The 23,972-nt window shown below is 66.9% G+C and carries 21 protein-coding genes and 1 pseudogene; 13 read left to right on the top strand and 9 right to left on the bottom strand.

Annotated features, from left to right (window positions below):
* The first annotated feature begins 100 nt into the window (after positions 1-100).
* On the top strand, positions 101-463 hold the full coding sequence (locus GTV32_RS04815; protein ID WP_202422141.1) for a DUF1992 domain-containing protein: 363 nt from the start codon (positions 101-103) through the stop codon (positions 461-463).
* Between the two features lie 96 nt (positions 464-559).
* Positions 560-736 carry a hypothetical protein gene (locus GTV32_RS04810; protein ID WP_161059161.1) on the top strand — a complete coding sequence of 59 codons (177 nt, stop codon included), beginning with the start codon at positions 560-562 and terminating at the stop codon, positions 734-736.
* Between the two features lie 5 nt (positions 737-741).
* On the opposite strand, the gene GTV32_RS04805 is transcribed toward GTV32_RS04810, so the two are convergent.
* Together GTV32_RS04805 and GTV32_RS04800 are read right to left on the bottom strand one after the other, a co-directional pair.
* Positions 742-1,851, bottom strand: coding sequence for a lycopene cyclase family protein (locus GTV32_RS04805; protein ID WP_161059160.1), 1,110 nt, complete (start codon positions 1,849-1,851; stop codon positions 742-744).
* Between the two features lie 54 nt (positions 1,852-1,905).
* A complete protein-coding gene (locus tag GTV32_RS04800) occupies positions 1,906-2,673 on the bottom strand; it encodes an SDR family oxidoreductase (RefSeq protein WP_161062347.1) in 768 nt (255 codons plus the stop codon).
* 110 nt (positions 2,674-2,783) lie between these two features.
* Here GTV32_RS04800 and GTV32_RS04795 point away from each other — a divergent pair, with 110 nt between their 5' ends.
* Positions 2,784-4,412, top strand: a complete 1,629-nt coding sequence (locus tag GTV32_RS04795; protein WP_161059159.1) for an ABC-F family ATP-binding cassette domain-containing protein — start codon at positions 2,784-2,786, stop codon at positions 4,410-4,412.
* 12 nt (positions 4,413-4,424) lie between these two features.
* Here GTV32_RS04795 and GTV32_RS04790 read toward each other — a convergent pair whose 3' ends face one another.
* Complete coding sequence (locus tag GTV32_RS04790) at positions 4,425-4,904, bottom strand: HNH endonuclease signature motif containing protein (RefSeq protein WP_161059158.1); 480 nt, start codon at positions 4,902-4,904, stop codon at positions 4,425-4,427.
* 347 nt (positions 4,905-5,251) lie between these two features.
* On the opposite strand from GTV32_RS04790, the gene GTV32_RS04785 reads away from it, so the two are divergent.
* Entirely contained in the window at positions 5,252-5,404 is a 153-nt protein-coding gene (locus tag GTV32_RS04785; RefSeq protein ID WP_161059157.1) for a hypothetical protein, read from the top strand.
* Between the two features lie 110 nt (positions 5,405-5,514).
* On the opposite strand, the gene GTV32_RS04780 is transcribed toward GTV32_RS04785, so the two are convergent.
* From GTV32_RS04780 to GTV32_RS04760, 5 genes and pseudogenes are all read right to left on the bottom strand, one after another.
* A complete protein-coding gene (locus GTV32_RS04780; RefSeq protein ID WP_161059156.1) occupies positions 5,515-6,126 on the bottom strand; it encodes a hypothetical protein in 612 nt (203 codons plus the stop codon).
* A 218-nt stretch (positions 6,127-6,344) separates the two neighbouring features.
* On the bottom strand, positions 6,345-7,895 hold the full coding sequence (locus tag GTV32_RS04775) for an acyl-CoA synthetase (protein ID WP_161059155.1): 1,551 nt from the start codon (positions 7,893-7,895) through the stop codon (positions 6,345-6,347).
* 115 nt (positions 7,896-8,010) lie between these two features.
* Positions 8,011-9,608, bottom strand: a pseudogene (locus tag GTV32_RS04770) (GMC oxidoreductase).
* Between the two features lie 98 nt (positions 9,609-9,706).
* Complete coding sequence (locus GTV32_RS04765) at positions 9,707-10,273, bottom strand: TetR/AcrR family transcriptional regulator (protein ID WP_161059154.1); 567 nt, start codon at positions 10,271-10,273, stop codon at positions 9,707-9,709.
* Between the two features lie 33 nt (positions 10,274-10,306).
* Complete coding sequence (locus tag GTV32_RS04760) at positions 10,307-13,123, bottom strand: aconitate hydratase (RefSeq protein ID WP_161059153.1); 2,817 nt, start codon at positions 13,121-13,123, stop codon at positions 10,307-10,309.
* 481 nt (positions 13,124-13,604) lie between these two features.
* Here GTV32_RS04760 and GTV32_RS04755 point away from each other — a divergent pair, with 481 nt between their 5' ends.
* The 8 genes from GTV32_RS04755 to GTV32_RS04720 all read left to right on the top strand — a co-directional run bounded on the left by GTV32_RS04755 (position 13,605) and on the right by GTV32_RS04720 (position 22,164).
* Positions 13,605-14,312: a DUF6676 family protein gene (locus GTV32_RS04755; RefSeq protein WP_161059152.1), complete on the top strand. Its 708-nt coding sequence runs from the start codon at positions 13,605-13,607 to the stop codon at positions 14,310-14,312.
* A gap of 457 nt (positions 14,313-14,769) precedes the next feature.
* Entirely contained in the window at positions 14,770-16,218 is a 1,449-nt protein-coding gene (locus GTV32_RS04750) for an NlpC/P60 family protein (protein ID WP_161062346.1), read from the top strand.
* Positions 16,219-16,338: 120 nt separating this feature from the next.
* Entirely contained in the window at positions 16,339-17,529 is a 1,191-nt protein-coding gene (locus GTV32_RS04745) for a MoxR family ATPase (protein ID WP_161059151.1), read from the top strand.
* A complete protein-coding gene (locus GTV32_RS04740; protein WP_161059150.1) occupies positions 17,516-18,454 on the top strand; it encodes a DUF58 domain-containing protein in 939 nt (312 codons plus the stop codon). Before GTV32_RS04745 ends, GTV32_RS04740 begins: the two co-directional genes overlap by 14 nt.
* 7 nt (positions 18,455-18,461) lie before the next feature.
* Positions 18,462-19,436: a VWA domain-containing protein gene (locus GTV32_RS04735; RefSeq protein WP_161062345.1), complete on the top strand. Its 975-nt coding sequence runs from the start codon at positions 18,462-18,464 to the stop codon at positions 19,434-19,436.
* A 50-nt stretch (positions 19,437-19,486) separates the two neighbouring features.
* Positions 19,487-20,218: a 3-oxoacyl-ACP reductase FabG1 gene (gene fabG1, locus GTV32_RS04730; protein ID WP_161059149.1), complete on the top strand. Its 732-nt coding sequence runs from the start codon at positions 19,487-19,489 to the stop codon at positions 20,216-20,218.
* A gap of 39 nt (positions 20,219-20,257) precedes the next feature.
* Positions 20,258-21,091 carry an NADH-dependent enoyl-ACP reductase InhA gene (gene inhA / locus GTV32_RS04725; RefSeq protein ID WP_161059148.1) on the top strand — a complete coding sequence of 278 codons (834 nt, stop codon included), beginning with the start codon at positions 20,258-20,260 and terminating at the stop codon, positions 21,089-21,091.
* On the top strand, positions 21,091-22,164 hold the full coding sequence (locus GTV32_RS04720) for a ferrochelatase (protein ID WP_161059147.1): 1,074 nt from the start codon (positions 21,091-21,093) through the stop codon (positions 22,162-22,164). The genes inhA and GTV32_RS04720 overlap by 1 nt, the downstream gene beginning before the upstream one ends.
* A 44-nt stretch (positions 22,165-22,208) precedes the next feature.
* Here the strand turns inward: GTV32_RS04720 and GTV32_RS04715 are convergent, their stop codons facing one another.
* Positions 22,209-23,021, bottom strand: a complete 813-nt coding sequence (locus tag GTV32_RS04715) for a hypothetical protein (protein WP_161059146.1) — start codon at positions 23,019-23,021, stop codon at positions 22,209-22,211.
* Positions 23,022-23,112: 91 nt separating this feature from the next.
* Here GTV32_RS04715 and GTV32_RS04710 point away from each other — a divergent pair, with 91 nt between their 5' ends.
* Positions 23,113-23,943 (top strand): DUF3097 domain-containing protein, encoded by an 831-nt coding sequence (locus tag GTV32_RS04710; protein ID WP_161059145.1) that lies wholly within the window; start codon positions 23,113-23,115, stop codon positions 23,941-23,943.
* The last annotated feature ends 29 nt before the right edge of the window (positions 23,944-23,972 follow it).

Here is a 23,972-nt window from a genome sequence, read left to right as displayed (position 1 = left end):
TCTGATGTCCGAGGCGAGCGACGATCGGCCCTCGTCCGAGAGCAGATCTCGGCGTGTCCGGCGATGGCAGCCGCCGCGCTACGAGTCCCGGGTGGAGAAGATGATCCGCGAAGCAACCGAACGTGGTGAGTTCGACAACCTCCCCGGCATGGGGAGGCCGCTGGACCTCAGTGACGCCGACGATCCCGATTGGTGGGTCAAACGCAAGATCCGCGACGAGAACCTCGATTCGTCGGCGCTCTTGCCGATGCCGCTGCAACTCCGCAAAGAAGCACAGGGCTTTCCCGGATCATTGCGCAGCATCGCCGATGAGAGTGCGGTGCGTGAGATCCTCACAGACTTCAACCGCCGAGTGCGCGAGGCCCACCTGGGCTCGCGCGCCGGCCTCCCGACGCTGATCACGGCTCATACCGTCGACGTCGACGAACTCGTGCGGCAATGGTGGGCACTGCGCGCGCGGTAGCGCGGTGAACCCGGGGGGCGAGGACGGTCGACAGACCCGGAGACGTTGTTAGGCTGGATGTGTACGGACCAACGCCAGTTTCGAAAGAGGTGCGCGATGACCGTCAACGATGCGATCCCGGCCGCCGATGACGGCGATCTGATCGAACAGTCCATCGAGGTCGAACCCGATGACGCCGAAGACGATTCCGCCGACTACCCGGTCACCAATCGCGACCATGTCGAGGACGAGGCGGACGCGTTCGCACCCGTCACGCGCCAGCAGCGCCGCTGACACGTTCAGCGGCGCGCCAGCGCACGCATGAGGGACAGGCGCGTGGCATGGTCGCTCTGGGCGAAGAGCGTCGCCATCGCCTGCAGCGTCCCGGCCAGATCGTCGCGGCCGGACAGATAGGCACGCTGGCGCTCGACAGGCAGGCCAGCGAACGTCGCGAAGAACTGGCGGGTGTGCGCAGCGTCGAGGGACAGAAGTGCACGCAGACCGACCGATCTGAGTCGGTACACGGTACGTGCCCGAGCCGTCCACACAGCCGATCGGGGGTCGCGTCCGGTGGCCACCGCCTGAGCGAACGCCTCCGCAGCGGTCAACGAGTCGGCCACGCTGTAGCCCGTGGCCGGATGCAGCAGACCGCCCCGGGAGCCGAACGGCAGAGGCCGGGTCCGCCACGGCGCCGGTTCCCCGAACAGGGCAAAGGAGACAGATTCGGTCTCCGATGCAGACGCGACGGTCGCTGACCCCAGTCGCCGCTCGAGTCGGGAACGGAGTTGTCTGATCGACAGCGGCGGTTCTCCCGCGAGGCAGGTCTCCTCCAGCAGGAACCGCTCGTCGTCGAGTGGCACCGCGTACAGAAACGATGCGATGTCGAGGCCGTCGTCGGGTGTCACCGCGCTCCAGTCCATCAGGACGGCGTCGGCACCCTGCAGGACGGGTTGCGCCTGCGCATACGGCACCACCACACCCCATGCGGTCTGCCGTGGTCCACGGCCGGTCGTGCCGCGGGCGTCGACGATCCTCGCCGCCCGAATCGTGCCCGACTCCGTGACCACGTGATCGTCGGCCACCGTGGTGGCCGGCTCGGCAACGATCCGGGCGCCCCCGATGTCGAGGGCCCGGCGCAGGGCCGGGTTGTCGAGCACGGTGTAGCCGCGTTCGACGCGGACTGCCTCGGGTGTGCGCATCTCGACCGAATCTGCTCGAGCGGAAACGGTTTCGCCGGGAATCCATGACGGGATCTCATCGGACCAGCATGCGTAGGTGGGCAGCCACGGTCTGTCCGTGTGCGGATCGACGAGAGTGACCTCCACGCCGTGCCGAAGGAGCCGATGTGTCAGCGCACGACCCGCGGGTCCCGCGCCGACCACCACGACATCCGTGACCGAATCGGTCATGAGGACCCGGTCATCCCGGTGTGTTCATTGCCGGCTCGCACACCACCGGCTCGCTCACATCGACCCGGTGGAGAGCAGGCCACCGTCCACGTTGAGTGTTTCGCCGGTGATCCATGCCGCCTCGTCGGAGGCCAGGAAAGCTGCTGCGCGGGCGATGTCCTCGGGGTCCCCGAGGCGCCCCAGCGGGTAGCCCTTGACTGCGCGGGCCTCGTTGTCACCCGCGATGAGGTCGCTGGCGAACCGTGTCTTCACGATTGCCGGGGCGATCGCGTTGACCCGGATGTTGTTCGACCCGAGCTCCCAGGCGAGTTCAGCGGTCAACCGGATCAACGCGGCCTTCGACGCCCCGTACGCGGCGATCACGCCGGTCGACCGGATCCCCGCGACCGACGAGATGTTCACCACCGCGCCGCCGCTGTCGCGCATGCCTGCCCGATATGCCTCTTGGATGAAACCGAGCGCGGCCACCACATTGGTGTCGAAGATTTTGCGGAACGCTCCCAGGTCCGCGTCCATCAGGGGACCGAAGATCGGGTTGATCCCGGTGTTGTTGACGAGGATGTCGATCCCGCCCTGCGCGACGGCCGCGGCGACCGCGTCGGCACGGTGAGTTTCGTCACCGGTGTTGCCGGGCGTCGCGGTGACCGTCGCTCCGGCCACCGCCGCGCGAATCTGCTCAGCAGCCTCCTCCAGCGGTTCCGGCTTGCGGCCGGTGATCACCACTGCAGCGCCACGTCGAGCCAGTTCGGTGGCGATGGCGAGGCCGATTCCCCGGCTCGCTCCGGTCACCACTGCGGACTTGCCGGTCAGGTCTGAGGACATATGTGTCGGTGTGGGTTCGCTCACGGTCCTCACCGTAATGGTCGCGGAGAATGGCGATAGAGCGGTCGGTGGAAAAAACAGGTGGTCCGCCGCAGGTAGACTGGACCGCCGTGATCACCGCAACCGACCTCGAAGTCCGAGCGGGCGCTCGGACGTTGTTGTCGGCGCCCGGTCCTGCACTCCGCATCCAGGCCGGCGATCGGATCGGCCTCGTCGGCCGGAACGGTGCCGGCAAGACGACTACGCTGCGGATCCTCTCCGGAGAGACGGAGCCGTACGCCGGGTCCGTGGTCCGAAGCGGCGAGCTGGGTTATCTGCCGCAGGACCCCAAAGAAGGCGATCTGGACGTCCTCGCCAAGGATCGCGTGCTGTCGGCACGCGGACTCGACGAGATCCTGCATCAGATGGAGAAGCAGCAGGCCGTGATGGCCGAGGCCGCCGATGACCGGGTCCGGGACCGAGCGGTGGCCAAGTACGGCCAGCTCGAGGAGCGGTTCTCGGCCCTCGGCGGCTACGTCGCCGAATCGGAGGCAGCCCGAATCTGTCACAGTCTCGGTTTGCCCGATCGAGTTCTCGGCCAGGCGCTGCGCACTTTGTCCGGCGGACAGCGACGGCGAATCGAGTTGGCGCGCATCCTCTTCGCGGCATCTGACGGTGCGGGCAAGTCCGACACCACACTGCTTCTCGACGAGCCGACCAACCACCTCGACGCCGACTCCATCACGTGGCTGCGCGGATTTTTGCAGAACCATGAAGGTGGCCTCGTGGTGATCAGCCACGACGTCGACCTCCTCGCGGACGTGGTGAACCGGGTGTGGTTCCTCGACGCGGTCCGGGGTGAGGCCGACATCTACAACATGGGGTGGAAGCGGTACCTCGACGCCCGCGCCACCGACGAGCAGCGTCGCAAGCGGGAACGCGCCAATGCCGAGAAGAAGGCGGGTGCACTGCGCGCGCAGGCGGCGAAACTGGGCGCGAAGGCGACCAAGGCCACCGCTGCACAGAACATGCTCAAGCGTGCCGACCGGATGATCGATGCGCTCGACGAGGAGCGGGTGGCCGATCGGACCGCCCGAATTCGTTTCCCGGAGCCGGCAACCTGCGGCAAGACGCCGTTGATGGCGAGCGGGCTCACCAAGATGTACGGGTCGCTGGAGATCTTCACCGGAGTGGATCTGGCGATCGACAAGGGCAGCCGAGTTGTCGTGCTCGGACTGAACGGCGCGGGTAAGACGACCTTGCTCAAACTCCTCGCCGGTGTGGAGTCACCAGACCTCGGGACGCTCGATCCCGGGTACGGCCTGAAGATCGGCTATTTCGCTCAGGAACACGACACCCTCGACGACATGGCGACGGTATGGGAGAACATCCGCCACGCCGCGCCGGACGCGGGTGAACAGGAACTGCGCGGGCTTTTGGGCGCCTTCATGTTCAGTGGCGCGCAACTCGATCAGCCGGCGGGTACGTTGTCGGGCGGTGAGAAGACCCGTCTGACGTTGGCGGGCCTGGTGTCGTCGGCAGCAAACGTCCTCCTGCTCGATGAGCCCACCAACAACCTGGATCCGATCTCGCGGGAGCAGGTCCTCGACGCACTTCGCAGTTACACGGGCGCCGTCGTCCTGGTGACCCACGACCCCGGCGCCGCGGCGGCTCTCGATCCGCAGCGCGTGATCCTGCTGCCCGACGGCACGGAAGACCACTGGTCTGACGAATACCAGGAGCTCATCGAGCTCGCCTGAGCGTGCAACCGGTCACCGTGGGTGGGTGGTGATGTCCTGGCCGGTGGTGGGGTTGTGCCAGGTGATGGTGCGGTCGGTGTGCATGGTGGGTGTCCAGAGTGCTTGGTGTTTGCGGTGGTGGTCGGGTGTGCACAGGGGTATGAGGTTGAGGGCCACGGTCCAGCCGCCGGCTGATGGGTCGGCGTGGTCGAACTTCACGAGATGGTCGAGTTCGCATTCGTGAGATGGTCTGCTGCACAGGGGGTATCGGCAGGTGTGATCCGAATGCAGGATCTGATTGCGTAACCGTGCCGAGGGCGCATAGGTCCACGCTCCGGGTGGTGGATGCTGGTGGCCGCCGTGCCCGGTGGGATCGGCCGGTGGTGCGGGACCGCGGTTGGTGACGACGATCAGGCCAGACGGGCGAGGGTGGCCATTGCCGTTGCCGTTGCCGTTGCCGTTGCCGTTGCCGTCGTCGGGAGCGGTGATGGGTGTGGAGTGCTCGCCCAGCACGGTGGCCAGGGCAGGGTCGATCGCACCGTAGCCACGTAGTCGGGGTACCTCGGGGCCGGCAGGATCGCCGACCAGAGTCCAGTCGGCGGGTTCGGTGGGTGTGGCGGGTTCGGTGGACTTGGCGGTGGGGGTGTCCGCGTGGGCGGCGCGGCCTCGGTGACGGGGTCGACCACGTCAGCGGAAGCGTCGACGGGAGCGTCTAGGGAAGCGTCGGCGTCGGCCTTCGGAAGGTCGTCGGTTCGGTTACCGTACGAATCGGCGGGGTCGGTGGGCTCGGCAGGGTCGACCGGGTCGAGCGGGTCGAGCGGGTCGGGTGTGGGACGTTGTGGGCAGTCGCCATACCCGCATTGGCAGGTCAGAGTTTTCCCCGGTACGTCGATGATCTCGGCGAAGGCCATCACGCGTTGCTGGCCGATGCGTCGCGGATCGCGGCGGCAGATGCGTGCGGCGATCAACGCGGCGATCCGCTGCGTCAGATGCACTCCGTCCTCGGCCGGTAGGCATGCATCGATGTTCATGTGTGCCGAGGAATCCGCGGTCACGGTGAGGTTCTGCCAGGCCTGGGCAAATCCCTCCCGCGTCTGCGCGGCGCATTCGGGATCAAGCGCGATCACTGCCTCGGCCAACTGGTCCTGCAACACCTTGTCGGTGGTGGCCCTCGACCCCAACTCCAGTGCCAGGTCCTCGAAATCGAGAGTGGTCGCAGGATCGTCAGCATCCTGCGATGCACCAGGATCGTCCACACCAGGATCGTCCCGTCGGCGCCGGCCGGGGCGGTGTCGGGTTCGTCGCCGGACACGTCGTCGGCCAGGTCGATGACGCAGTCCTCGGGTGCGGTTTGGGCGGCGTAGACCATTTTCGACATGCGGTGGGTGCTGAGGTCGCCGGCCAGATAGGCCCGCCGGATCTTGGGGAGGCGTTGTAGGGCGTCGCCGAGGTTGAACCAGGTACCGGCCTTGGTGCGCGAGAAGCCCAACTGCAGCGAGATCTCACCGATGGCTGCTTTGTCGGCGCCGTTGCGCACCCGCATCTGTCCGGTGGCACTGAGCGACATCACCATGTCGTCATAGACGGCCTGACCCAGGCGGTGGGCCGCCAGCAACGACCGGGCCTCATGCCGGCGGCTCGACCGCAGGTGCTCACGCGCGGCCTCGCCGAGCTCACTCGGCGACGTCGACGCGATCGCCGCCTCAGCAGCATCCGGATCAGAACAGGTGAACACGACAGCGGGCCTTCACAGATCGAAACCATCAGGACACCAACAACATCTGCCCGTCATCGGAAACGACAACCCACATCACCATCAACTGACCCCAACCATATCCCGGAGCACCGACAAGAACTCGACCCGCAGGGGTCGCACTCTCAAGGGTCGCTCACACAAAGCGGGGTGGCACCGTCTGAGCCCATCGACGGTGCCACCCTCGGCCAGGAGACCTGTCAGCTCACAGCAGCAGGCCAATACCGCTTGCGCAGTTCGCCTTTCACGAGCTTTCCGGTCGGTGTGCGGGGAAGGTCGTCGACAAAGTCGACCGACCGCGGCACCTTGTAGGAAGCCAGCGATTCCTTGGTGAACTCGAGCAGTTCGGCAGCGAGTTCAGGTGACGGCGTATAGGCCGGGTCCAACTGAACGCAGGCCTTTGCCACCTCACCGAGATCGTCGTCGGGGACGCCGATCACGGCCACGTCGTAGATCGCCGGATGCCCGACCAGGACGTTCTCCGCCTCCTGCGGGTAGATGTTCACCCCGCCGGAGATGATCATGAAGGCCTTGCGGTCGGTCAGATAGAGGTAGCCCTCTTCGTCCACGTAGCCCACATCGCCTGTCGTCGACCAGTTCTGGTGCTCAGGATGTTGTGCCTTGCGGGTCTTCTCCGGGTCGTTGTGATATTCGAATGCCACCTCGTCGCGTTCGAAGAACACCGTGCCGACCTCACCCGCGGGCACTTCCTTGCCGTCCTCGTCGCAGATGTGCACCACACCGAGGAGCGGCTTGCCCACCGACCCGGGATGGTCGAGTGCCTCCTGCGGGCCGATGAACGTCGCACCCGCCGCCTCGGTGGATGCGTAGTACTCGTGGATGACCGGGCCCCACCAGTCGATCATGGCGCGCTTGACCTCGACCGGGCACGGCGCCGCCGCGTGGACCGCGACCTTCATGCTGCTCACGTCGTACTTCGCCCGGACGTCCTCGGGAAGTTTCAGCATCCGGATGAACATTGTCGGTACCCACTGACTGTGGGTGACGCGATACTGGTCGATGGCGGCCAGCGCGGACTCGGGATCGAATCGGTCCAGGAAGACGACGGTGCCGCCGACCGAATTCGTCACACCGCAATACCGAAGTGGCGCAGCGTGATACAGGGGAGCAGGGGAGAGGTACACGGTATCGGTGTCGAATCCGTACATCGGTCCGAAAATGGCCGTGTAGGCATCCGGGATCTCGTCGACCTGGCCCTGCGGCAACGGCGTCTTGATGCCCTTTGGCCGGCCCGTGGTCCCCGACGAATACAGCATGTCGGTGCCCCGGGGCTGGTCGGTCCGCGGTGCGTCGGAGGCCTCGGCGAGCACAGTCTCGTAGGAGTCGAACCCCGGTATCGGTCCACCCCATGCAATTCGTCGACCGGAACTGCTCAGGGCCGGGATGGACTCTGCCTCCGCTACCGCCGCGGCGACCTCGGTGCCGGCAAACACAGCCTGGGCGTTGCAGTCGGTGAGGATGTATCCGGCCTCGGCGGCGGTCAGGTGATGGTTGATCGCCGTCACGTACAGGCCGCTGCGCAGCGCCGCCCAGTAGACCTCGAACATGTGCAGGTCGTTCTGCGAGATCATGGCGATGGTGTCGCCCGGACTCAGTCCGAGGGAGTCCAGGTGGTTGGCGAGCCGCGTCGAGTTCTCGTCCAGTTGCCGATAGGTCAGCTGCTCTCCGGTGCTGGCGCGAATGATGGCCGGCTTGTCCGGAGTGGACTTTGCGAAGACTCCAGGAAACAAAGTGGTACTCCTCTGAATGATGTGTCGTCGACACGCGCCGCACCGTTCATACCGAGCGATCGATCGGGGTGTCGTGAGTCACAGTACCGTACGGCTGGACGTTGGGTTCGTCGAGTCAATGCGACGCGAGGAACCGGTCCATCGTCCGTTCGGCCAGAGCGGTGATCGTGAGCGATGGATTGACCAGACCGACGGCGCCCGGGACAAACGAACCGTCGACGACGTAGAGGTTCTCGTATCCGTTCACGGCCCCGTCCATCGAAGCGGCCCTTCCCATCACGACACCACCCAGACCGTGATAGGTGCTCGCCGAGCCGAAACCCATGAGCCGGGACGATAGCGGAATTCCGTTGGCGGGACGGCCGTATCGGGTCTCGGTGCGTTGGTGGAAACGCTCCACGAATGCGTTGGCGCGCCGATCGAGGACGCTGGCGCCCTCTGGGAACGGATAGTTGATGACCCCTCTGCGGGTTGCGTGGTCGAAGTCGATGCCACCGCGCTCTTCGGTGTGGACCTGCACGAGATGGGTGGTCAACGCTCTACCTAGCGGGGAGGGCAGGGGCGTCGCCTGATACACCATCGAGGCGGGCCCGCCGGGAAGGTCGTCGTCGTAGAACCGGGCAAAGCCCGGACCGCCCTGGACGGCGCCGAAATCCTCGACCGGGTTCGACCGCGTGGTGAGGAAGTCGCCGTTGCCTCCGAAGCCCTCGCCGATGCGGGGCGAGAGCCGCGGCAGGGCGCCCAGCGCCCGTGCGCGCACGAGCAACTCGGTCGTGTGGAACGAGCCGGCCGCCAAGAAGAGGTGATCGGCCTCCGCGTGCACGGTCCGCACCGTCCGGCCACTGTCGTCGAGGACTCGAGCAGTGACCGCGAAACCCTTGCGGCGTGGTCGTGGCCGGATGTCGAAGACCTCATGCATCGGCAGGATGCGGACGTTGCCGGTCTGTTCGGCGGCGGGCAGATACGTGTGATCAAGGGATTTCTTCGCGCCGCTGTTGACGCCGTAGCTCAGATCCCCGATCGAGACGCCGCGGGGTCGTGCGCCGCGTAGTTCGGCGCGTACGAGGTCCCAGTCGATCGCGAAATCGAAGAAGTGTGGTTCGGCACCGTAGCGGTCGACGACCGCCAGCCAGGACCGGGCGCCGACATAGTCGGGGTGAGCCAGGATGTCGGCCGGCAGAGGTGAGACGCCGAGCATCCGTTTCGCGCGTGGGTAATACGTGCGCTCGAGTTCGGTGTAATCGGCGGCTGCTGGGAAGATGTGTTCGAAATCCCGACGCCTAGGCACCGGCGTGAAGGACCCGAAGACCAGCGATCCGCCACCCACGCCTGCGCCGTACACGGCTTCGATCCCGTTGCCCATCACATGGTCGAGAACACCGGGGTAGGGCTCGACCGGAATCCCGGTTGCGTAGTTCGCCCCGGCCGGGCTCCCGAACCAGGCCGCTCGTTTGTCCGGGCTGACGAAGGTGGCGAATGTGTTGCCGTCCGCGCGGATCGGCCAGCGGCGCCCACGTTCGAACACCGTCGTCCGGACCCCGGCACGTCCGAGCCGTAACGCGGCGACGGATCCCCGAACCCGGTGCCGATCACGATCGCGGTGCGACCGGTGGCCGCGACGGCCGGCCCGGCACCACGCGAGGACGCGACGGCACCCGCTGCGAGCGCTCCGGCCCCGACGGCAGCGCCGCGAAGGAAGGTTCGTCGCGTCAGATGGCCCGTTGTCGAATCCGGTGAAGGGCGAGCCTCGACATCCACCCCGCGACCGTATCGCCAGGAACCTGAAGAAGTCCTGAATTCCGTCGGAGGTTCTAGTGTTCCGCCCGGACCGACTCCTCGACGAGGTCGAGGACCGCGGTGAGGTCGCCGGTGGGTTGCCCGGTGGCAAGGCGGGTGATCAGTCCATCCAGGACGAGATCGAGATACTGCACCAGGACCTCGGTCGGCACGTCGTCGCGTAGCCGACCTGTCTCACGGCGGTGCTCGAGTCGTCGCAGCGTGGCTTTTTCGACATCGGCCGAATGAGCCAGCCACGCGGCCCGGAACGATGCGTCGGTGCGGAGCTTGCGGGCGATCTCGAGTCGGGTCCCGAGCCAGTCGAAATCCTGTGGCCGAGCGAGCATGTCGCGCATGACCTGGACAAGACCCTGTTCGGCCGCGACATCGGCCATCCGCTCGGCATCCTCTTGGGCCAGCGCCAGGAAGAGCGCTTCCTTGTCGCGGAAATGGTGGAAGATGGCGCCGCGCGACAGGCCGGTCGACTCTTCGATGCGCCTGACGGTCGCGCCGTCGTATCCATAGTCGGCGAAGCAATGCCGCGCGCCGTCGAGAATCTCCCGACGGCGCGCGGCTAGCCGGTCATCGCTGACCTTGGGCACTTCGGTTGCTCCCTGAGTACCTGATCAATGCCGTCAGCTCTTGATCATGTTGCGCAGCACGTACTGCAGGATGCCTCCATTGCGGTAATAGTCGGCCTCACCGGGGGTGTCGATGCGAACCTTGGCGTCGAACTCGGTCACCGAGCCGTCCGCCTTGGTCGCGGTGACATGCACGGTTTCCGGCGTCGTTCCCGCGTTGAGCTCCTCGATACCGGTGATGTCGAAGGTCTCCGTGCCGTCGAGGCCCAGCGACTTGTGTGACTCACCCTCGGGGAACTGCAGCGGGATGACACCCATACCGATCAGATTCGAGCGGTGGATGCGCTCGAAGCTCTCGGTGATGACCGCCTTCACACCGAGCAGGCGCGTGCCCTTGGCGGCCCAGTCACGCGACGAACCGGTGCCGTACTCCTTGCCGCCGAGCACCACCAGCGGGGTGTCCTGCGCGGCGTAGTTCTGTGCGGCGTCGTAGATGAACGACTGCGGAGCACCATCCTGGGTGAAGTCGCGGGTGTAACCGCCGGCCACGTCCACCAGCTGGTTCTGCAGACGGATGTTGCCGAAGGTCGAGCGGATCATCACCTCGTGGTTACCGCGACGGGCACCCAGCGAGTTGTAGTCCTTGCGTGCCACACCGTGCGAGTCGAGGTACTGCGCGGCGGGTGTGCCGGGCTTGATCGTCGACGCGGGAGAGATGTGGTCGGTGGTCACCGAGTCGCCGAGCTTGGCCAGCACCCGAGCGCCCGTGATGTCGCTGACCGGGGCCGCTTCGAGCGCCATGCCCTCGAAGTACGGAGGCTTGCGGACATAGGTGGACTCATCATCCCACTCGAAGGTCTTGCCCGCGGGCGTCGGCAGGTTCTGCCACCGCTCGTCGCCCTTGAAGACGTCGGCGTAGTCCTGCGCGTACTGCTCAGCCGAGATCGAGCTCGCGATGGTCTCCTGGATCTCCTCGTTGGAGGGCCAGATGTCCTTCAGGAAGACGTCATTGCCGTCGGCGTCTTGCCCCAGGGCGTCGGCCTCGAAATCGAAGTCCATGGTGCCGGCCAGCGCGTAGGCGATGACCAGCGGCGGCGAGGCCAGGTAGTTCATCTTGACGTCGGGGTTGATGCGACCCTCGAAGTTGCGGTTACCCGACAGCACCGCGGTGGCGGTGAGGTCGTTGTCGTTGATCGCCTTGGAGATCTCCTCCGGCAGCGGGCCCGAGTTGCCGATGCACGTGGTGCACCCGTAGCCGACGAGGAAGAAGCCGAGCTTCTCCAGGTATGGCCACAGGCCCGACTTGTCGTAGTAGCCGGTGACGACCTGTGAACCAGGGGCCATCGAGGTCTTGACCCACGGCTTGGAGGTGAGACCCTTCTCGACCGCCTTCTTGGCGAGCAGACCGGCACCGAGCATGACCGACGGGTTCGAGGTGTTGGTGCAGCTGGTGATCGAGGCGATGGTCACGATTCCGTGGTCGAGAATCATGTCGCCGCGCTCGGTCGAGGACACCTTCACCGGGTTGGTCGGACGGCCCTCGGCGCCCTTCGACGCGTTGTGGGCCGGCTCCTCATCGTCGGCGAACGAGAGGGTGGCCGCACCCGGGCTCACCGATGGAGCGTCGGAGGCCGGGAAGCTCTCCTCGTTGGCCTCGTCGACGCCATTGTGGGCAGGGGTGTTGCCCTCTTCCACGTAGTTGTGGATGTCCTTGCGGAAGGCGTTCTTCGCGTCCCACAGCTCGATACGATCCTGCGGGCGCTTCGGGCCGGCAATGGAGGGGACGACCTCGGCGAGGTCGAGTTCGAGGTACTCGGAGTACTGGGCCTCGGTGGCGTCCTTCTCCAGCCACATGCCCTGTTCCTTGGCGTAGGCCTCGACAAGCGCGAGCGTCTCCTCGCTGCGGCCGGTGAGCCGCAGGTACTTCACGGTCTCCTCGTCGATGGGGAACATCGCACAGGTGGAACCGAACTCGGGGCTCATGTTGCCGATGGTGGCGCGGTTGGCCAACGGCACCTCGCTGACGCCGTTGCCGTAGAACTCGACGAACTTGCCGACGACGCCGTGCTTGCGCAGCATCTCGGTGATGGTGAGGACCACGTCGGTGGCGGTCACGCCCGGTTTGGTGGCGCCGGTCAGCTTGAAGCCGACGACGCGGGGGATGAGCATGGACACCGGCTGGCCGAGCATCGCGGCCTCGGCCTCGATGCCGCCGACGCCCCAGCCGAGGACGCCGAGACCGTTCTCCATGGTGGTGTGCGAGTCGGTTCCGATGCAGGTGTCCGGGTAGGCGACACCGTCGCGCACCATGACCGACCGGGCGAGGTGCTCGATGTTCACCTGGTGGACGATGCCGGTGCCCGGCGGCACGACGCGGAAGTCGTCGAAGGCGCCCTGGCCCCAGCGGAGGAACTTGTAGCGCTCTTCGTTGCGCTGGTACTCGATCTCGACGTTGCGCTCGAAGGCCTGCGCGTTGCCGAAGGCCTCGATGATGACCGAGTGGTCGATGACCATCTCGGCGGGCGCGAGGGGGTTCACCTTGTCCGGGTCGCCGCCGAGCTCCTTGACCGCGTCACGCATCGTGGTGAGGTCGACGATGCAGGGCACGCCGGTGAAGTCCTGCATGATCACGCGGGCGGGGGTGAACTGGATCTCGATGCTCGGGTCGGCGTTCGGATCCCAGTTGGCGATCGCCTGGATGTGTTCCTTGGTGATGTTGGCGCCGTCCTCGGTGCGCAGGAGGTTCTCCGCGAGGACCTTCAGCGCATAGGGGAGTTTGTCGGTGCCCTCGACGGCACTCAGCCGGTAGATCTCGTACGAGTTGGCGCCCACCTCCAGGGTTCCGCGGGCGCCAAAGGAATCGTTACTCACGTCTAATCCACTCTCCTCAAGTACCGGCGGGCTGCGCCGGCATGCTTCTCCGGTCCGCTCGTGCAGCCGGGCGAACCGCTGGGGGTCGTCGGCGAGCGTGGCCGGCTCGTCGACTTTGACCGTGGCACCGACGGGCTGCGTCGATGCGCGGCGCAACAACTGTGTTCGCTGCAACCGCTGTCGCGTGTCCGGGACCGGTCTGCGGGGGCCGATCACGGTGGGGCGACGACATCGTCAACCCTAACAGTACGTCCGTACTGTTAACAAGCTGCGCGATGGCGCTGCGAACGGGCGTCGGCCGATGCCGGATCCGGACCGCGAGTATCCGGCTCCTGCCATTCTGTCGTACCGTGCAGCAGTGGGTTTGGCGGGCATCGGGTGTCCGTGCGAATTTAATGCCCGCGAAACCTGGTCGCAGACCCTGTGACGCGGTTCGCGATGGTTACCGGGGAGCGGTGCGGATGGATGTGAGGATGGCCAGATGAGTCCGGGTGCGACGACCGAGAATGTGTTGGCCATGCCCGCCGCGGGCACGGCCCTACCGCAGATCATCCCGAGCGATCTGGACATGAACGCCATCCTCGCCGACATCCAGGACGACCATGTCTCGGCGCCCGCGGATCAGGTCGCCGGCCTGCGCGAGGTCGTCGCGCACGCCGATTCCCAGGGATACGACGTCAGCTTCGTGGTGCTGCCGGAGGCGATGAAGTTCACCTACTACCGCGACATCGCCACCGAACTGCAATCCGAGGTGGGCGGGACCGTGATCGTCCTCGGTCCCAACTCGGTGGGCAGTTCCTCGCCGTACTTCAGCCGGGTGCAGCAGGAAGAGTCGACCGACAACCTGACGCTGACCAACCCCCCTCTCGCCGCGCGCCAGATGTGGGACCAGATGAACGGTCCGTCGCTGGACTGGACGGCGATCACCGTGGTGCTCATCGTCATCATCGTCATCGGTGCGGTCCTCGCGCGTCTACGATCGCGACGGACATCCGGTGCCGCGACGAGCCCCGCTGCCGGTCGTGCCGACGGTTCTCCCGCCGACGATTTTCCGACCGACGATTCCTCGACCGGGGAAGCCCGGTCCTCCGGAGCTGACGCAGGACCGTCCGTGGCGCGCCCGGACACCGACCCGTCGGCATCTGCTGCAGGGCCGGGAACCACCGACCTCTCCCGCGATCTGCCCTAGCCTTTCGCGTCCCGGGTAGGGGCGCCTCTGCGCCCGCATATACCGCGCTGTGCATCGTTCCCGGCGTGGCCTGACTCTGCGACCGTTTCGTTGCGAATTCGATACGTCGGAACGGCAACCGCCTTTGGCCAGTTCACAGCATTTTCGCAGGTAATCACCCCAATGTAATTCGTTACGTCTGTTTTCCGATGTGTCCGATGTGACGTACGGTTCTGTTGTCACGTGTGGTGTCCAAGTGATGGAGGGCGCGCATGTGGTGCATGGTGCAGGTCCGAGGAAGGGTCGGGATGGGACGGGCACCGAACGTCGCAACGGTGCGGACGTGGCGGTGCACGCCGCAAACGGCAAGGGAGATCTGGTGAGGCGAGGTAATACCGCTGCGGCGCGTGGGAGACCATCGGCGCCCGGAGCCGGACGAGCGGGCCTGTTGTCGCCGCTCGCACGCCTCGGCGTGCTCATGGTCATCGTGGTTCTCGGCGCAATCGGAGCCGGAACGGCGCAGGCGGCGCCCGAACGTGCCAAGTCTGGTGTGTCGGCCCTGATCAACCAGATCGCCAAGGCCAACCAGAACATCGCCGACCTCGACAACGCGATCGCGGTGCGGCAGGAGAACGTCAACCGTGCGCTCGTGGACTACCAGAACTCGGTCGCCGCCCAGCACCTCGCCACCGTCGCCGCCACCTCGTCGAAGCGTTCACTCGACCAAGCAAGTCGTCGGGTCGTCCAGGCGCAGAAGGACTTCGATCACTTCGCACGCAACGTCTATCAGCGGGGTACCGCACAGAACTCCATGTCGAACTATGTCTCGTCGGACAACCCGCAGTCGGTGCTCGACCGGGTGACCGTGCTCGACCGCCTCGGCAAACAACAACGGGACACGATCGAGCGTCTTCAGGTCGCCCGTAACCAGCAGGCCAACCGCGTCGCCGCGGTGGAGGCAACCAAACGCCAGGCCGCGTTCGCCACCAAGAGCGCCGAGACGCGCAAGGACGACGCCCTGGCCGCGGTGTCCGAGGCGCGCTCGGCCGCGGCCGCGGAGCAACAGCGTCGCGGAAAGTTGGTCGAGAAGCGGGACAAGGTGCAGGCGTCGCTGGACAAGATCCGAGGTGTCGCCCCCAAGCGTGAGGTCGAGGGTCCGACATCCGGTGATCTCCTGCAGAACCTCTTCCCGGATTCGCCGACCACCCCCGCGGCGCCGGGTGCCCCCGGTGCTCCGGCCGGTGGCGGGGGAGACAACCAGGCGCTCGCGGTGGCGGCGGAGGCGGCGGCAAAGCTGGCTCTCGACGTCGGCCAGAAGGTCCTCGCCGGTGTGGTCGGCAGGCAACAGGTGCCGCACTCGCAGTTGCTCGACGAGTTGGGCGTCGGCGGATCCGACATGACGGGCAGCGGTGCGGACTCGTTGAGTTCGGCACTGGGTTCCGGCAGCCTCGGCAGCCTGTTCGGCAGTTCGTCGGGCGGCGGCATGGTCCGCCCCGGCCTGCGTGGACCGCAGGCCGTCGAGATCGCGGTCAATCGAGCCCTGTCGCAGCTCAACGTGCCCTACGCATGGGGCGGCGGTGACGCGAACGGTCCGACGCGTGGCATCCGCGACGGCGGCGTGGCCGACAGCTACGGGGACTACAACAAGATCGGGTTCGACTGCTCGGGTCTGATGATCTACGCCTTCGCCGGTGTCGGGATCGACCTGCCGCACTACACGGGGTACCAGTACACCTCCGGTCCGCAGTTCCCGCTGTCGCAGATCAAGCGCGGCGACATGATCTTCTACGGTCCGAACGCGAGCCAGCACGTGGCGCTCTACCTCGGCGACAACAAGATGGTCGAGGCGCCGGAGTCCGGGTCCGTCGTGAAGGTGTCGCCGCTGCGTACCAGCGGGGCAATGCCCAACGTGGTCCGTCTGCTCTGAGTCGCGCCCGTCCGGACGACCCCTTCTTGGCCACCGTTCAGGCAACGCGACTACGCTGGCAGCGACACGACAGGCCGCCCCACATTGCTGCGCGACACGTAGATGAACAAGGAGCACCGGTTGACCTCTTCGCATCCCCCTGCCGAACCCGCGGGCGGAGCCGGCCGCGACGGATCGGTCTCGCTGTCCGACGCTGACGTCAAGCTGCTGGAACGAGCGATCTACGAGGTGAAACGGGTCATCGTCGGACAGGACGCGCTCGTCGAGCGCATCCTGGTCGGCCTGCTCGCGCGCGGCCACATCCTGCTCGAGGGTGTGCCCGGCGTGGCCAAGACCCTCGCGGTGGAGACCTTTGCCAACGTCGTCGGCGGCTCGTTCTCCCGCGTGCAGTTCACCCCCGACCTCGTGCCCACCGACCTCATCGGTACCCGCATCTACCGTCAGGGCCGCGAGGAGTTCGACACCGAACTCGGACCCGTGGTGGCCAACTTCCTGCTGGCCGACGAGATCAACCGCGCGCCGGCGAAGGTGCAGTCGGCGCTGCTCGAGGTGATGGCCGAACGGCATGTCTCGATCGGCGGCACCACCTATCCCATGCCTGATCCGTTCCTGGTGATGGCGACGCAGAACCCGATCGAGAACGAGGGCGTCTACCCGCTGCCGGAAGCGCAGCGAGACCGTTTCCTCTTCAAGGTCCTGGTCGATTATCCGACGGTCGAGGAAGAACGCGAGATCGTCTACCGCATGGGCAACGTCCCACCGACCGCGTCGCAGATCCTCGACCCGGAGACGATGATCCGGCTGCAGCGGACCGCCGCCGACGTCTTCGTCCACCACGCGCTCGTCGACTACGTGGTCCGGGTCATCAACGCCACCCGGCGTCCGGCCGAACTCGGGATGTCCGACGTCGCTGCCTGGCTCTCCTACGGGGCCTCGCCGCGCGCAACCCTCGGGATCGTCGCGGCCGCACGGGCGCTCGCGCTGGTGCGCGGCCGTGACTATGTGATCCCGCAGGACGTCGTCGAGATCATCCCCGACGTCCTCCGCCACCGCCTGGTGCTCAGCTACGACGCGCTCGCCGACGAGGTGGACGCCGATCAGGTGATCACCCGCGTGCTGCAGACGGTCGGGCTGCCGCAGGTCGGCGCACAGCCGGTCGCGCCTGCCTCCTACTCCGGGCCTCCCGCGGCACCGGCCGGCCCGCCGCCGGCTCCCGGCCAAGCCGCCAATCAACATGCACCGCAACAGCATCCGGGTCAGACCAATGGTGCTGCGGTGAACCAGGCGCCGCCACGGTATGCCGGCCAATAACGAGCTGCCGTCGCTCGGCGCCGGGCTGCTGTCCGAACCGCAGCTCACCGCCGCTTTGCGGACGCTGGAGCTGACCGTGCGCCGCAAGCTCGACGGCGTGCTGCAGGGGGAGCATCTCGGCCTGATCCCGGGTCCCGGATCCGAGCCCGGGGAGGCGCGGCCATATCAACCCGGCGACGACATCCGTCGGATGGAGTGGTCGGTGACCGCGCGCACCACCCAGCCGCACGTGCGGCAGATGATCGCCGACCGCGAACTAGAGACGTGGTTGGTCGTCGACATGTCGGCGAGCCTCGATTTCGGCACGGTCAACTGCACAAAACGCGACCTGGCGGTCGCGGCAGCGGCGGCGCTGGTGCATCTCACCTCCGGCGGTGGCAATCGCCACGGTGCGATCGTCGTGACCGGGGATCAGCTGGTGCGGGTGCCCGCACGCAGCGGTCGTGCGCATGCGCAGAACCTGCTCAAGGCCATTGCGACCACGTCACGTGCGTCGACCGGCGTGCGCGGCGACCTGCACGCGGGGATAGAGGCACTGCGTCGGCCGCAGCGACGCCGTGGCCTCGCCGTGGTGATCAGTGACTTCCTCGGGCCGATCGACTGGGAACGGTCATTGCGGGCGATCGGGGCGCATCACGAGCTACTCGCCGTGGAGGTGCTCGATCCGCGTGATCTCGAACTGCCCGACATCGGCGAGGTGACGCTCGCCGACGCCGAATCCGGCGAGGTCCGGGAGCTCACGATCACGCCTGCGGTCCGCCGGGATTTCGCGTCCGCCGCCCGCGCCCACCAGCAGAAGGTGCACCGCACGATCCGTAGTTGCGGAGGTCCCGTCCTGAGCCTGTCGACCGATCGCGACTGGATCACCGACACCGTCAAATTCGTTGCCCAGCGTCGTCGCGGCCTGGCCGCCGGGGTCGGGTGACGCCGGCGTGTCGTTCCTGGCGAGCCCATGGTGGCTCTTGCTGCTCCTGGTCGTGGCCGCACTCGGCGCCGCCTATGTCTACGTCCAGCGGCTGCGGCGCAAGCGCGCACTGACGTTCGCGAACCTCGACCTCCTCAATCGTGTCGCACCCCCGCAGCGCAACCGCTGGCGCCATGTCCCCATCGCACTGCTGCTGGTCGCACTCATCCTGCTCGTCGTCGGGGTCGCCGCACCCCAGGCGGACCGTCGTGTGCCACGCAACAAGGCCACGGTCATCCTCGTGATGGATGTGTCGCGGTCGATGAACGCCACGGACGTCTCGCCGTCGCGTATCAAGGCCGCCCAGGACGCGGCGCGGAAGTTCGCAGACGAGCTGACCGACGGCATCAACCTCGGCCTGATCTCGTACGCCGGCACCGCGTCGACCCTGGTGTCGCCGACGCCGGATCACAACGCGACCAAGGAAGCGGTCGACAAACTGCGGCTCGACGACAAGACCGCGACCGGGGAGGGGATCTTCGCGGCTATCCAGCAGATCAAGACCCTCAATGCGGTCCTCGGTGGAGATGCGGCGGCGCCGCCCGCACGGGTCGTCCTCTTGTCCGACGGCAAGGAGACGATGCCCGACGATCCCGACGATCCGCGCGGCGCGTTCACCGCGGCGCGCAAGGCCAAGGAGGAGAAGATCCCGGTGTCGAGCATCTCCTTCGGCACCATGAGCGGGACCGTCGATCTCGAGGGCGATCAGGTACCGGTCCCGGTCGACGACGAGTCGCTGCGCAAGATCGCCAATCTCAGTGGCGGACAGTTCTTCACGGCGTCGAGCCTGGACGAGCTCAACAAGGTCTACGAGACTCTCCAACAGCAGATCGGTTACGAGAAACGCCGCGGCGACAATTCCCGTCCGTGGCTGATCGCCGGTACCTTGTTAGCGCTTCTCTCGGCGTTCGCGGCCCTGGCCATCAATCGGCGCCTGCCCTGAGAGCGACCACATTGACATGAGAACAGTGACGAACGGATAGGTTGGCCACCATGGCAGACAGCAACGAAGCTCAGCAGGTCTCCCGATCGGTTCTGGTGACCGGCGGCAACCGCGGGATCGGACTCGCGGTCGCGCGCCGTCTGGCGGCCGACGGCCACAAGGTGGCGGTCACCCACCGTGGTTCGGGCGCACCGGACGGCTTGTTCGGCGTGCAGTGCGACGTGACGGACAACGAATCCGTCGAGCGCGCCTTCGACGAGGTCGCCGAGCATCAGGGACCGGTGGAGGTGCTCGTGGCCAACGCGGGTATCACCGAAAACATGCTGCTCATGCGGCTGAGCGAGGAATCCTTCGAGAAGGTCATCGACGCGAATCTCACCGGCGCGTTCCGTTGCGCGAAGCGCGCCACCAAGGGGATGCAGCGCGCAAAATGGGGCCGCATGATCTTCCTCGGCTCGGTGGTCGCCATGTCGGGCATCCCCGGCCAGGTGAACTACGCGGCCTCCAAGGCCGGATTGATCGGCATGGCACGGTCGATCGCCCGGGAGGTCGGCTCGCGCAACATCACGGCCAACGTGGTCGCACCGGGTTTCATCGAGACCGACATGACCGCTGCGATGGAGGATCGCTACGTGGACATGGCCAAGCAGGCGATCCCGCTGGGTCGAGTCGGACAGCCCGAGGACGTCGCCGCGACCATCAGCTTCCTGGCCTCGGATCAGGGCAACTACATCACCGGCGCGGTCATCCCCGTCGATGGCGGCATGGGCATGGGCAACTGACCTTTTCACCTCGGACCACCAGACACTCAGGAGCGAACCGTGACAGGAATTCTCGACGGCAAGACCGTCCTCATCACCGGCATCATCACCGATGCGTCCATCGCGTTTCATGCGGCGGCCATGGCACAGGAGCAGGGCGCCAAGGTGATCATCACCGGTATCCCGGAACGGCTGAGGCTGATCGACCGGATCGCCAAGCGGCTTCCGCAGGAGGTGCCGCCCGCGATCGGTCTCGACATCACCAGTGAGGACGATCTGAACACCTTGGCGGACAAGGTCAAGGAGCTCGCACCGGAGGGCATCGACGGTGTGATGCATTCGATCGCGTTCGCCCCCCGGACGCTGATGGGCCCCGAGGCCGTGCCGTTCCTCGAAGGGCCGGGACCTGACGCGGCCAAGGCGTTCGAGATCTCCGCGTGGAGCTACGCATCGCTGGCCCGTGCCGTACTGCCTGCCATGAACGAGGGCGGCTCCATCGTCGGCATGGACTTCGATCCGCGTACGGCACTGCCGTATTACAACTGGATGGGTGTCGCCAAGGCGGCGCTCGAGTCGGTCAATCGCTATGTGGCTCGCGAGGTGGGCACCGCCAAGCGAATCCGGTCCAATCTGGTTGCCGCCGGGCCGATCAAGACGCTGGCCGCCAAGGCCATCGCCGGGACCGCCACCGACGACGCGAAGCAACTGAACATGCTCAACACCTACTGGGACGGGGCCTCGCCGATCGGCTGGGATGTGGACGACCCGACCGTGGTCGCCAAGTCGGTGTGCGCGTTGCTCTCCGACTGGTTGCCGGGCACCACGGGTTCGATCGTCTATGTCGACGGCGGTGCGAGCCACAACACCTGGTTCCCGGAGAATTTCACCGGCTAGTGGACGCGTCCGCGCAGCGCTTCGACGCCGTTCTGTTCCTGAGCTTCGGTGGACCGGACGGACCCGACGACGTGATGCCGTTCCTGGAGAACGTCACTCGTGGCCGGGGGGTTCCCCGTGAGCGCCTCGAGGCGGTCGCGGAACATTATCTCCACTTCGGCGGTGTCTCACCGATCAACCGGCTCAACATCGAGATGATCGGCGCGTTGCGCTCGGCGCTCGCCGACCGCGGCAGCGAATTGCCGGTCTACTTCGGTAATCGCAACTGGCATCCGCTTGTCGAGGACACCCTGGTGGCGATGTACCGAGACGGGCATCGACGGATAGTGGTGTTCCCGACATCGGCCTGGGCGGGCTATTCGGGCTGTCGCCAGTATCACGAGGACATCGCCCGGGCGGTCGATGCCCTGGCCGCTGCGGTGCCGGCGAGCGCGCAGGATCCGGTGGTGCTGCGCAAACTTCCGCACTATTGGGACCAGCCGGCCATGGTCGCGGCAGGTGCCGACGCGGTCCGTCGGGCCATGGACGAGTTGCCGACCGGCGACGTCGAACCTCGCCTGGTGTTCACCGCGCATTCGGTCCCGACGTCTGCCGATCGCGCCGCCGGTCCGGCCGCCGAGGGTGGCGGCCGGTATTCGGCACAGGTCCACGCGGCGTCGGCGGCGGTCGCCGATGCGGTCGGCGCCCGGCAGTTCGACCAGGTCTGGCAGTCACGTTCAGGCCCGCCGCAGGTGCCGTGGCTCGAGCCCGACATCTGCGACCACCTGGAAAGCCTTGCCGGACAGGGTGTTCGTCAGGTTGTCGTGTACCCGGTCGGATTCATCTCGGATCATCTCGAGGTGATCTGGGATCTCGACAACGAGGCCGCGGAGGTCGCGGAGCGACTCGGCCTCGACTATGTGCGGGCCGACACCGTCGGCACCGATCCGCGATTCGTCGAGATGATCGCGGGCCTTGTCGAGCGGTATGCCGATGGGCGCGGCGATCTCACGGCGATGGGTTGCGGCGACAACGGGCGGATCTGTCGCCCGGATTGCTGTGTGCCAGTGGCCCGCCCGCAGGCGCCGGCCTGACCGGCCGCAGCCCGATCGCCGGTCCACCGTCACGGTGGGACGTGTCAGCGGTCGGCCGGAAGGTGCTCGGCGATCACCCGATTGACCGCCGCCGCCCGTGCCGCTCGGGCCAGACCTGCAAGGCGCCGTAGGCGGGCGTCCCCGGTCTCGACGTGGCGCGCCGTCACGCCGAATGTCGGGGCGTGCGCACCCGCCAGCGTGATGATCGCCTCCACACGGGCGGCGGAATCGATGACCCGGGTGGCGCGGGGGTCGTCGTGCGGCGGAAGGATCACCTGGTGGCGCCCTGTGAGAACGGCGAGCGTGGCACGCAACTCGGTGCCGCCGTGCCGAGAACCGCCGCTGCCGAGGCCGCTGATGATCGTCGCGGTCTCCCTGATCGCCTCACGCAGGTCGTACTCCACCTGGCCGAGGGGCTCGGGCTGGAGAGCCGGAAGCGCATCACGAAAGCGATGGACCGTCCAACGGCACGTCTCTCCGTCCAGCGTCGGGATCAGCCCGATCGTCGGGGCCGTCGCGGCATCGCCGTGGATCAACAGGATCTCGCCGGCGTCGAGTGCTGCGGCGGTGGCGGGTTCGGGTGGAAGGCCTTGCGGGGCACCCGATGTCGGCAGGCGGGCCTCGATCTGCCGCGCCCTGCGGAGGATCGTGAGCAAGGCCAGACGCGCGTCTCTACCGTCCGCGACGTCCACGATTCCCTCGGGGTCGACGACGATGTGACCCGCGGCGAACTCGGACATGGTGTCGGTCACGTCGTCGGGTGCGCACCGGCCGCCGAGCCAGGCCGCGGCCCATGCGCCCAGCGCGCAGCCCGGCCATGCGGGTGGGCCGGAGACGAAGAGGTCGGTGCTGGTCATAGGTTTTCTACGATAGGCGAGCGGTCGGATTCCGGGAAACCCGGCGTGGCTCGGCGTGGTTCGAGCGGTCGACGTCTTACCGTGGCTCTCCGTGACCGATGACCGTTATGGACGAGATGTGTTGGCGAGCCCGCGGAAGGCCAAGCCACGTGCTCCGGAGGTGGCCGCCGAGCGGGACCTCGTCGTCGAGGACGCGGCGACCGGATTCTGCGGGGCGGTCGTGGGACTGGAGAAGAGCTACTCGGGCGACCTGGTCCGGTTGGAGGACCGTCGGGGCGCCACCCGGGTCTTCCTGATGCATCCCGCTGCGTTCCTGATCGACGGGAAGCCGGTGACCCTGGTTCGTCCGCGCACCCGGGGCCCGCAGGCGCGCACCACGACCGCGTCCGGGTCCCGTGTCGCCCCGACAAGGCGCGCCCGTACCGCGCGGGCGAGTCGGATCTTTGTCGAAGGGGTCCACGACGCGACCCTCGTCGAACGTGTCTGGGGCGCCGACCTGCGGGCCGAGGGCGTGGTGGTCGAGAGTCTGGACGGGCTCGACAACCTGGCCGCGACCCTCGATGCATTCGAGCCCGGAGCGCATCGGCGCGCCGGTGTCCTCGTCGACCACCTGGTTGCCGGGTCCAAGGAGATGCGGCTGACCGGATCGGTGGGAGAGCACGTCCTCGTCTGCGGGCATCCCTACATCGATGTGTGGGAGGCGGTGAAGCCCGCCTCCGTAGGGATCGCCGCATGGCCGCAGATTCCCCGCGGAACCGACTGGAAGACCGGTGTCTGTCGCGAATTGCGGTGGGGTACACCACAGGATGGCTGGCGGAGAGTCCTTGCCGGGGCCCGTGACTTCCGTGACCTGGAAGTGGATCTGCTGCGCTCGGTGGAACAACTGATCGACTTCGTCACGGCCGCCGGCGACGACGTCTGAGACGCGGCAGGCACACCGACTCGTCCGGC

Source organism: Gordonia sp. SID5947 (assembly GCF_009862785.1).
Lineage (GTDB): Bacteria > Actinomycetota > Actinomycetes > Mycobacteriales > Mycobacteriaceae > Gordonia.
The sequence above is the reverse complement of the archived record's forward strand: the minus strand, read 5'-3'. Positions and strand labels throughout refer to the sequence as shown.